A 9,619-nucleotide genomic window follows, 5' to 3' on the forward strand; every position below is an offset into this window, starting at 1 on the left:
CCGGGCCGGATCGAAAGCGTCCTTACGCGACGGGCAGTCCGCGCGCGCGCGCCAGCGTGATCGCGGTGTCCTCGATCATGTCTTCCTGGCCGCCCACCAGCCGCTGCCGGCCGAGCTCCACCAGGATCTCGCGCGCGGGAATGCGGTACTTGGCCTCGGCGCGCTTGGCGAACAGCAGGAACGACGAATACACGCCGGCATAGCCGAGCGTGAGCGCGTCGCGGTCGATGCGGATGGGGTGGTCCATGATCGGCACCACCAGGTCCTCGGCCACGTCGGCAATGCGGAACACGTCGACGCCGGTCTCGATGCCCATGCGCTCGCACACCGCCACCAGCACTTCCATCGGCGTATTGCCGGCGCCGGCGCCGAGTCCCGCGGCGGCGGCGTCGATACGGGTCGCGCCGCAGGCGATCGCCGCGAGCGAGTTGGCCACGCCCATGGCGAGGTTGTGGTGGCCGTGGAAGCCCAGCTCGGTCTCGGGGCGCAAGGCCTGCCGCACCGCGGTGAGCTTCTCGGTGACGTCGTGCGGCAGCATGTGGCCGGCGGAATCGGTGATGTACAGGCAGTTGGCGCCGTAGCTTTCCATCAGCAGCGCCTGCTGCACCAGCGTCTGCACCGGCGCCATGTGCGCCATCATCAGGAAGCCGACGGTATCCATGCCGAGCTTGCGCGCCATGCCGATATGCTGCTCCGAGACATCGGCCTCGGTGCAATGCGTGGCCACGCGGATGGTCTGCACGCCGATCTCATGCGCCATGCGCAGGTGGTCGACGGTGCCGATGCCGGGCAGCAGCAGCGCCGACACGCGCGCCTGCTTCAGTTCGCCCAGCACCGCGCGCAGGTATTCCTCGTCGCTGTGCGCGGGGAAGCCGTAGTTGACCGAGGCGCCGCCCAGGCCATCGCCGTGGGTCACTTCGATCAGCGGCACGCCGGCGGCATCGAGCCCGCGGGCAATGCCTTTCATCTGTTCCAGCGAGATCTGGTGGCGCTTCGGATGCATGCCGTCGCGCAGGGTCATGTCGTGCAGGGTGATGCGTTGGGTCATGGCCGGCTCCTCAGGCAGTGGCGGTTTCAGGGCTGCCGGCGCGCATGGCGGCGGCGATGCATTCGGCGGTCCTGGCGGCCGAGGCGGTCATGATGTCGAGGTTGCCGGCGTACTTCGGCAGGTAGTCGCCCAGGCCTTCGACCTCGAGGAAGATCGAGACGCGCTTGCCGTCGAACACCGGGCCGTTCTTCAGCGTGTAGCCGGGCACGTATTTGCGCACCTCGGCAATCATCTCGTGCACCGACGCGGTGATCGCGGCAACATCGGGCGCGTCCTCGGTCAGGCAGTGGATGGTGTCGCGCATGATCAGCGGCGGCTCGGCCGGGTTGATCACGATGATCGCCTTGCCCTGGCGCGCGCCCCCCACGGCTTCGATCGCGCCCGCGGTGGTGCGCGTGAACTCATCGATATTGCGGCGCGTGCCGGGCCCGACCGAGCGCGACGACACCGTCGCCACGATCTCGCCATACGCCACCGGCTGCACGCGCGATACCGCATAGACCATCGGGATGGTGGCCTGGCCGCCGCAGGTGACCATGTTGACGTTCATCTCGTTGCTGCCGATATGGGCCTCGAGGTTGACCGGCGGCACGCAGAACGGCCCGATCGCCGCCGGCGTCAGGTCGATCACGCGCACGCCGCGCGCGGTCAGCTTGGCCGAGTGCTCGGCGTGGACGTAGGCCGAGGTGGCATCGAAGGCGATACGGATATCGTCGGCCTCAAGGTGCGGCAGCAGGCCGTCGATGCCGTCGCTGGTGGTCTTCAGCCCCAGTTCGCGCGCACGCGCCAGGCCCTCGGAGCTCGGCTCCACGCCGACCATCCAGACCGGTTCCAGGATGTCGCTGCGGCGCAGCTTGTAGAGCAGGTCGGTGCCGATATTGCCGGGACCGATCAGGGCGCATCGGATCTTGTTCATGGTGTTTGGGATCGCAGGGTCAGACAGTCAGGAGAACACGGCGGCACAGCCGCCGATGCCGGTGATATGCATGGACAGGCGGTCGCCGGCCTGCACGGGAATCAGCGCCGCCAGCGAGCCCGACAGGATGGTCTCGCCGGCCAGCAGGGCAATGCCGTAGCTGCCCAGGGTGTTGGCCAGCCACGCCACCGCGTCGGCGGGGTGGCCCAGCGCGGCGCTGCCCAGGCCGGTGGCGACGCATTCGCCGTTCTTGTCGAGCGTCATCGCGCACGCGGCCAGGTCCACCGCATGCGGGCTCACGCGCTCGTCGCCGAGCACATAGACGCCGCACGAGGCGTTGTCGGCAACGGTGTCCTCGATGCGGATGCGCCAGTCGCGGATGCGCGAGTCGACGATCTCGAAGCACGCCGCCACCGCCTCGGTGGCGTCGAGCACGTCGTCGCGCGTCACGCCCGGGCCGCGCAGGTCGCGCCGCAGGAAAAAGGCGATCTCGCCCTCGGCGCGCGGCTGGATCAGCGACGCTGTGGGAATGGGCTGGCCGGCGGCGTAGTGCATGCTCTGCAGCAGGATGCCGAAGTCGGGCTGGTGCACGTCGAGCATCTGCTGCACGGCGGCGCTGGTCACGCCGATCTTCTTGCCGGTGACGCGGTCGCCGGCCGCGAGCCGGTGGGCGACGAAGCCCTGCTGGATGCGGTAGGCGGCGCCGACATCCAGCGCCAGGCCGCGGCCGCTGAGCGGCGGCACCGGCGTGCGCGTGACCAGTGCGTGGTGGAGTTCGTTGCTGAGCGTGGTGATCAGGTCGGCATTCATGGCACGAAAAAGGGGTGGTCCGCGCGGCCAAGCAGGCGGCGCGGACCGGGACCAGGGTCAGAACGAGTACTTGGCGTTGAAGGCCACGTAGTCGCGGTCGGCCAGCGGGCGGTTGACGATGTTGGCGCCGCCGATGAACGCGGCGTAGGTCAGGTTGAGCTCCAGGTTGTTCAGGTACTTGAAAGTCAGCCCGACGCTGGCGCGCTTGTCGCCATAGCCCATCAGCGTGCCGAAGGCGCCGGCCACCGCCGACCTGCCGCTGAACTGCTGCGCATAGGTCAGCGGCACGGTGACGTCCCAGCCGTCGAACACGTTGTTGTAGGTCAGCGACCAGCCCACCTGGACCGCCGCCGAGTTGCGCGTGTTCGACAGCTTGCTGAAGCCCATCACCGGGTCCACGTCAAGCACGTGCAGGTACGAGACTTCGCCCAGCAGCGACTGCGAATCGGCGAGGAAGGTCGGCCCCACCGAGTAGATCGCGGACAGGTTGCCCTGCAGCGCCTTGCCGCGCGAGGCGGTGGGCGACCCCGCCACGTCCACCAGCATCGGTATGCCGTCCTTGTAGCTGACTTCACCGGCGACGTTGGCGCCGAGCAGCTGCGTCGAGAAGCTGGCGCCGGTCAGGTTGATGCCGCCGTAGAACTTCTGCTGGTACTGCAGCGTGGGGAACAGCGAGGTGACCACGCTCGGGTTCTTGTCGTGGTAGCGCAACTGGTAGATGCCGATCTCGGTGTCCTCGAACACGCGGAAGCGGGCACCGACACCCCACTGGCCCCAGTCGGACGGGCGGATATCCGGGCCGCGCGGGATGTTGAAGCCCGGCCCGATGATGAACTCGGCGCCGGGTCCGACCACGTCGGTGGTGCTGAAATAGCTGCCCGGGGCGAACATCTGGTTCGGCTTGTAGGTGAACTGGTAGTAGCCCATCAGGCTGAACGTCGGCGTGACCTGCAGCTGCAGCGAGGCCTGTGGCACCGGCAGCAGGATGTCCTTGACCTCGGCGCCGGGCACGAAGGCCTTGGTGGCATCTGCGGGCCCTTGCGCGCCGGCGATGTTGGCGAAGAACAGGCTCTCGCCCCACGCCACCACCTGGTTGCCCAGCTTGAAGCTCAGCTGCGTGCCGCCGATCGGCGTGGCGCCGTAGACATAGGCGTCGAGCAGCTGTGCGCGGTGCTCGTGGTAGTCCTTCGCCGACTCGGTGAACTGGTTGAACGGCCCGCTGTGGTTGACCGTGAAGGGCGCGTTGTTGGAGTTGGTGCCGCTGTAGGCCCAGTCGTAGAACACGCTGCCGCGCAGCAGCGCGCCGAATTCGCCGCGCTTCAGGTGCGCCTCGCCCAGCAGCGAGACACGGTTCGCGGTCATGTCGCCGCGCTTGAAGTTGCGGTCGCCGTCGTCGCCGTTGATATTGGCCGGGCTCAGCAGCGCGTCGCTCTGGCGGCCGGTGCGCACCGCAGCGCCGTAGGACGCGGTGACGCTGTAGTCGAGCGTGGTGTCGTTGCCGAAGTCGATGGTGTCGCCGGCTTGCGCGGGCTGCGCGAGCAGCGCGGCCAGCGCCGTCAGGGCCGCTGCCGCGGCGATGGGCCGCAGCCGGTTGCGGCGCTGCTGTGGCCCGCGTGGTGGTTGGTGCATGGTGGTCTCCCCGTGGAATCGGTGTTGGTTCATTGCCTGGCACTTCGATCGGCGCTCGCCTGGACGAGAAGCGTAGAGAGGGGGAGCCATGCACAAATCGGCAGAACGGACTAGGCGGTTTCCCTACGGGCAGCGCCCCAGCCACGGGTCAGCGGTGGCTCAGCCGCGGTTCACCGAGGCCGCGTCGAGAAAGGCCGGCCGCTCGCCGCCGCCATCGATGACGAGGTTGGCGCCGCTCACGTACGAGGCCTGCGGCGATGCCAGGAACAGGCAGGCGGCGGCGATGTCGTCCGGCAGCGCCAGCCGGCCCAGCGGCACCGTCGCCGCCATGCTGCGCAGCGCCGCCGGGTCGCCGTAGTGCTGCTGCTGCGAGGTATCGGTCAGCACCATGCCCGGGCTGACCGCGGCCACGCGCACGCGCGGCGCCCATTCCACCGCGAGCGTGCGCACCGCGTTGAGGATGCCGGCCTTGGCGGCGCCGTAGGCCGCGGTGCCGGGCGAAGGGCGCAGCGCACTGACGCTGCCGACGAACAGCTGGGTGCCGCCGCCGGCCTGCTGCTGCATGCGTGCATTGCAGCGCTGGGCCAGCTGCAGCGGCGCCACCAGGTTGAGCCGGATCACCGACTCGAGCAACCGCGGCGAGGCGTCGGCAACCAGCGCGAACGGCGCGCCGCCGGCGTTGTGGACCACCGCGTCCAGCGTCGGGCTGGCCTGCGCGATCTGCGCCAGCATGGCGTCGACCTGTTCCAGGTCGCGGATGTCCGCGGCAATGAAGCGGGCGCTGCGGCCGTTTGCAGCCGGCAGTTCGCGGTCGTCGGCGGGCGCGGTGCGCCCGCACACGAACACCTGCGCGCCGGCGCGCAGGAAGGCCGCGCTGATGGCGCGGCCGATGCCGCGCATGCCGCCGGTGACCAGCACGGTCTGGCCGGTGTAGTCGAATCCTGTCATGGGCTTGCCCCGTTTTGCATGGAGCGCCCATCGTAGGAGAAGTGGCGCGGCGGCTCGTAGTCCGAATGAACGATGCCCGGGGCGGTGGCGCTGCGCAAGATGCTGGGCAAACCAAGGGAGACGCCCTCATGTCCGCTACCTCGCAGCACACCGCCCCGATCGCCCCCGCCACGTCCTCCACGCCAGCTTCGCTTCACCCCAACCTGCCGGTGGGACGCTTCATCACCACCGCCAGGGGCCTGCGCCTGCACTGCCTGGATGCCGGCGCCGGCGAGCCGGTGGTCTTTATCCACGGCAGCGGGCCGGGCGCGAGCGGGCACAGCAACTTCCGCCACAATGTGCCGGCGTTCGCCGCGGCGGGCTTCCGTACCGTAGTGGTGGACCTGCCGGGCTACGGGCTGTCGTCCAAGCCGGACGATGTCGAATACACGCTGGACTTCTTCGTCGCCGCGCTGCGCGAGCAGCTGCTGGCGCTGGAACTGCCGCGCTGCGTGCTGGTGGGCAATTCTCTGGGCGGCGCGATCGCGCTGCAGTACGCGCTGGATTATCCCGAGCATGTCAGCCGCCTGGTGATGATGGCGCCCGGCGGCGTGGAGGAGCGCGAAACCTATTTCGAGATGCCGGGCATCCAGCGCATGGTGTCGCTGTTTACCGGCGGCCACATGAATCCCGACACCATGCGCCAGCTGCTGCAATTGCTGGTGCACGACGCCAGCCTGGTCACCGACGCGCTGGTCGACGAGCGCATGGCGGTGTGCCGCGAGCAGCCGCGCGAAGTGCTGGCGACGATGAAGGTGCCCAACCTGACCGCGCGGCTGGGCGGGATCCGCTGCCCGGTGCTGGGCTTCTGGGGCACCGAGGACCAGTTCAATCCCGCCTCCGGCGCGGCGAAGTTCCTGAGCGGCTGCGGCGATGCGCGCTTTGTCATGATCAACCGCTGCGGCCACTGGGTGATGGTCGAGCACGCGGCGTACTTCAACCGCGAATGCCTGGGCTTCCTGGGCGATACGGCCCCCGCCGGCGCGGCATAATTGCCTGCGCCCACAAGACAAAGACCAAGGAGACATCATGGAATACCCGTATGACCTGTTCGGCCTGCGCGGCAAGGTGGCGGCCATCACCGGGGCCGCGCGCGGCATCGGCGCCGAGACCGCGCGCATGCTCGCGGCCGCTGGTGCCAGGGTGGCCGTGCTCGACGTGCTGGAAGCCGACGGCAAGGCGACTGCCGAAGCCATCTGCGCCGCCGGCGGCGAAGCCGCGTTCTGGAAGCTCGACGTCACCCGCGAAGACGAGGTGGCGCGCGTGTTCACCGAGATCGCCGGGCGCTTCGGCGGGCTCGGCATCCTGGTCAACAACGCCGGCATCGAAGGACCCAATGCGCCCACCCATGAACTGGCGCTGGAGCAATGGCAGCAGGTGATGGCGGTGAACGTGACCGGCACCTTCCTGTGCACCAAGCACGCCATCGCGCATATGGAGCGCGCCGGCGGCGGCGCCATCGTCAATGTGTCGTCGATGTACGGCATCGCCGGCGGCCCGGACGTGCCGCCTTACCACGCGTCGAAGGCGGCGGTGCGGATGATGGCCAAGACCGACGCGCTGCTGTACGCCGGCAAGAACATCCGCGCCAATTCGATCCATCCGGGCTTTATCCGCACGCCGATGCTGGAACACGTGGCGCAGGCCTCGGGGCAGGGCGAGGGGCTGTTCGACTACCTGGGCGGCCTTACGCCCGCGGGCAAGGTGGGCCAGCCGCGCGACATCGCGGCGGGCATTTTGTACCTGGTGTCCGACGCGGGACGCTACGTCACCGGCGCCGAGCTGGTGATCGACGGCGGCTACACCGCACGCTGAAACCCACCACCAGGAGCATTCCGTGTCCCAGGGGCCCAATCCTCATCCCGACAGCGCCGCGATGAAGGCGACGCTGCTCGCCTATGTCGAGCGCTTCAATGCCGGCGACGCGCAGGGCGTTGCCGCGCTCTACGCCGACGATGCCATCGTCGAAGACCCGGTTGGCGCGCAGCCGGTCGCCGGCAAGCCCGCCATCCTGGCGTTCTACCAGCACGCCATCGCGCTGGGCGCGCGGCTGGAGGTGGTGGCGCCGCCGCGCGGCTCCCACGGCAACGCCGCCGCGCTGACCTTCGCCGTACATGCGCGGCTCGAAGGGCGGCCGGCGCGCATCGACGTGACCGACATCATGAGCTTCGACGACGACGGCCGCATCCGCAGCATGCGCGCCCACTGGGGCCCGGACGACGTGCATTTCGTGTAAGCGCGCCGCGCCGATGGCCCGCCACACCCGCGAGGATGCCGCCGTCACGCGCGCGCGCATCCTCGCCAGCGCGCAGCAGCTGATCCGCCACCGCGGCCTGCACTGCGTCACCGTCGACGACGTGGCGCGCGCCATCGGCATGACGCGCGGCGCCGTCTACGGGCACTTCCGTTCCCGCGCCGAACTGCTGGGCGCGCTGCTGTCCTGCGCCGAAGCCGACTTCGCCGCGCGGCTCGCGCCGCTGGCGCAGGGCGGCGCCGGCCCGGACGCACTGGCGCAGGCGTTGCACGCCTTCCTGGACGGCGATGAACTCGCGCGCCATGTCAGCCTGGTTGCGGCGCTGCTGCAGCACAAGTGCGGCGAGGCCTGCGAACTGTGTCCGCTGCGCGAGCGCGTGCTGCGCGGCGTCGAATCGCTGCGCGCCACGTTCGCGATGCTGTTGCCCAGCCCGGAGTTGGCCGGCCTGCTGGTGGCGCACCTGTGGGGCCTGCTGGGCGCGCATGCGATGCATCTGGCGCCCGCCGGCCTGTCAGGCAGCGCCGTGGTGCTGGCCCGGCTGTACCAGGACCACGCGGCGCCGCCCGCCGCGCGCGCTTCTTGTCGATTCAACGCCACTTCCAATACCGCGCTGATGCGGGATACCCCTTAGTCTGCTCGGACGAAGAGGTCCGGCCCGCCGCTGACTACGATGCTTGCAATAGCCCGGATAAAAGCAGGGCAAGCGCAGGAGACAGCGATGAAGCGGCTGGGATTTCGTTGGGCGGCAGGCCTGGTCGGGGCTGGCGCCGCCATGGGCGTGGCCTGGGGGCTGGCGATGGATGCCGGCCAGGACGATCGGCCCACGGTGACATTGCACTCCGCCGAAGCCGTCCTGGAGCGCTGCGACGACGCCTGCGTGCGCAGCCGCGGCGCCGCCGCGCTGGTGGTACTGAGCCAGCGCCCGCCGCAGTAAGGCATCAAGTATCGGCCGGCCCGGGCTTCGGGCCGCTCACGCGCCGCCGGCTCAGTTGCGGCTGCGCTGCCGCTGCGCCTGCAGCGCTTCGGCGCGCGCCTTGACGTCGCGTGCCACCTGGTCGAAGCCCTGTTTTACCCAGGCACCGTGCTCGCGCATGATGGTCTCGGCGTTCAGGCCAAGGAACAGGTCGGTGGTGAAGTAGCGGGTGCGTCCCGGGCCGATCGCTTCCAGGTACTGGTCGCGCCGCGCCGCGTCCTTGTTCTCGTCGGTCGGGCGCTGTTCCCACGACAGCAGCCGCTCCGGCTCCCACGCCACCAGGTACTCGTTGACCGGGATCACCTGGTCGGTGCCGGGAATGCGCACCTGCATGTGCACCATGTCGCCGAGCCGGCCGGTGGTTTCCAGTCCGGGACAGAACGTGTTCCATTCGCCGTAGCGTGCAAAGTCGGTCAGCACTTCCCACACCAGCGCTGCCGGCGCCTCGATTTCTACCTGGATCGACGTCACCAGATTCTCGGCCTTGGCCATGTCTGCTCCTTCATCAAAGTCATTGGGAAGGGAAACACTAGAGCCACCCGCCGGCGCCCCGCATACCCCGAACGGACGAGTCCGGGTGGACGAAGGCGACGCTATCGCGGTGATGCAAATTGAGGTTGGCCCCGCGCTCGCGCTGTCCGGCGGCGGCGATGCGCGGCGGGGCCGCATTTCTCCATCTGCTGTGAGCTTGGTGCCGGCCATCGGGATGGCCGGCATTTTTTTGGTTCAACGAGGAATTCCGGGGAAGGCAGCCTTGATCTTCAGGAAGAAGTATTCCTCGTCACGGTAGCCATAGGCTCGGCGCTTGATGACTTTGATGGTGTTGTTGATGCCCTCAACGACGCTGGTATTCAGCGGATGGCGGCATCGGGCAAGGATGCCGTGCCAATACGCTTTCAGGCGCTGGGCGAACAGTTCGAGGGCAGGTATTCGGCTCTGCCTTGCTTGTTCGCACCAATGCTCCCACGCCTTTTGCGCCCATCCCGGGCGGCGATAGAACCA

At 69.0% G+C, this 9,619-nt stretch carries 12 protein-coding genes; 5 read left to right on the forward strand and 7 right to left on the reverse strand.

Annotation, left to right across the window (positions count from 1 at the left end; all coding sequences use genetic code 11):
- Positions 1 to 22: 22 nt before the first annotated feature.
- From dmpG to A3AG_RS0109190, 5 genes are all read right to left on the reverse strand, one after another.
- Positions 23 to 1,048 carry a 4-hydroxy-2-oxovalerate aldolase gene (gene dmpG / locus A3AG_RS0109170; protein WP_018005113.1) on the reverse strand — a complete coding sequence of 342 codons (1,026 nt, stop codon included), beginning with the start codon at positions 1,046 to 1,048 and terminating at the stop codon, positions 23 to 25.
- Between the two features lie 10 nt (positions 1,049 to 1,058).
- The gene (locus A3AG_RS0109175; protein WP_018005114.1) at positions 1,059 to 1,964 is read right to left on the reverse strand and encodes an acetaldehyde dehydrogenase (acetylating); all 906 of its coding nucleotides are present in this window, start codon (positions 1,962 to 1,964) and stop codon (positions 1,059 to 1,061) included.
- Positions 1,965 to 1,991: 27 nt separating this feature from the next.
- Positions 1,992 to 2,774: a 2-oxopent-4-enoate hydratase gene (gene dmpE / locus A3AG_RS0109180; protein WP_018005115.1), complete on the reverse strand. Its 783-nt coding sequence runs from the start codon at positions 2,772 to 2,774 to the stop codon at positions 1,992 to 1,994.
- A gap of 57 nt (positions 2,775 to 2,831) precedes the next feature.
- Entirely contained in the window at positions 2,832 to 4,403 is a 1,572-nt protein-coding gene (locus A3AG_RS0109185) for a DUF1302 domain-containing protein (protein ID WP_018005116.1), read from the reverse strand.
- A gap of 159 nt (positions 4,404 to 4,562) precedes the next feature.
- Positions 4,563 to 5,351 (reverse strand): SDR family oxidoreductase, encoded by a 789-nt coding sequence (locus tag A3AG_RS0109190; RefSeq protein ID WP_018005117.1) that lies wholly within the window; start codon positions 5,349 to 5,351, stop codon positions 4,563 to 4,565.
- A gap of 128 nt (positions 5,352 to 5,479) precedes the next feature.
- Between A3AG_RS0109190 and A3AG_RS0109195 the strand changes: the two genes are divergently transcribed.
- The 5 genes from A3AG_RS0109195 (at position 5,480) to A3AG_RS0109215 (ending at position 8,578) form a co-directional block, all read left to right on the forward strand.
- On the forward strand, positions 5,480 to 6,382 hold the full coding sequence (locus tag A3AG_RS0109195) for an alpha/beta fold hydrolase (RefSeq protein WP_035848257.1): 903 nt from the start codon (positions 5,480 to 5,482) through the stop codon (positions 6,380 to 6,382).
- A 37-nt stretch (positions 6,383 to 6,419) separates the two neighbouring features.
- On the forward strand, positions 6,420 to 7,205 hold the full coding sequence (locus tag A3AG_RS0109200; protein WP_018005119.1) for an SDR family NAD(P)-dependent oxidoreductase: 786 nt from the start codon (positions 6,420 to 6,422) through the stop codon (positions 7,203 to 7,205).
- Positions 7,206 to 7,266: 61 nt separating this feature from the next.
- Positions 7,267 to 7,626 carry a nuclear transport factor 2 family protein gene (locus tag A3AG_RS0109205; RefSeq protein ID WP_026164067.1) on the forward strand — a complete coding sequence of 120 codons (360 nt, stop codon included), beginning with the start codon at positions 7,267 to 7,269 and terminating at the stop codon, positions 7,624 to 7,626.
- A 13-nt stretch (positions 7,627 to 7,639) separates the two neighbouring features.
- Positions 7,640 to 8,275 carry a TetR/AcrR family transcriptional regulator gene (locus tag A3AG_RS0109210; protein WP_018005121.1) on the forward strand — a complete coding sequence of 212 codons (636 nt, stop codon included), beginning with the start codon at positions 7,640 to 7,642 and terminating at the stop codon, positions 8,273 to 8,275.
- 87 nt (positions 8,276 to 8,362) lie between these two features.
- Entirely contained in the window at positions 8,363 to 8,578 is a 216-nt protein-coding gene (locus A3AG_RS0109215) for a hypothetical protein (RefSeq protein WP_018005122.1), read from the forward strand.
- Positions 8,579 to 8,629: 51 nt separating this feature from the next.
- Here the strand turns inward: A3AG_RS0109215 and A3AG_RS0109220 are convergent, their stop codons facing one another.
- On the reverse strand, positions 8,630 to 9,109 hold the full coding sequence (locus A3AG_RS0109220) for an SRPBCC domain-containing protein (RefSeq protein WP_018005123.1): 480 nt from the start codon (positions 9,107 to 9,109) through the stop codon (positions 8,630 to 8,632).
- Positions 9,110 to 9,343: 234 nt separating this feature from the next.
- The coding region (locus tag A3AG_RS33270; RefSeq protein ID WP_018005124.1) for an ISL3 family transposase at positions 9,344 to 9,619 on the reverse strand (276 nt) is incomplete at its 5' end.

Source organism: Cupriavidus neocaledonicus, assembly GCF_000372525.1.
In the GTDB taxonomy this organism is placed as follows: domain Bacteria; phylum Pseudomonadota; class Gammaproteobacteria; order Burkholderiales; family Burkholderiaceae; genus Cupriavidus; species Cupriavidus neocaledonicus.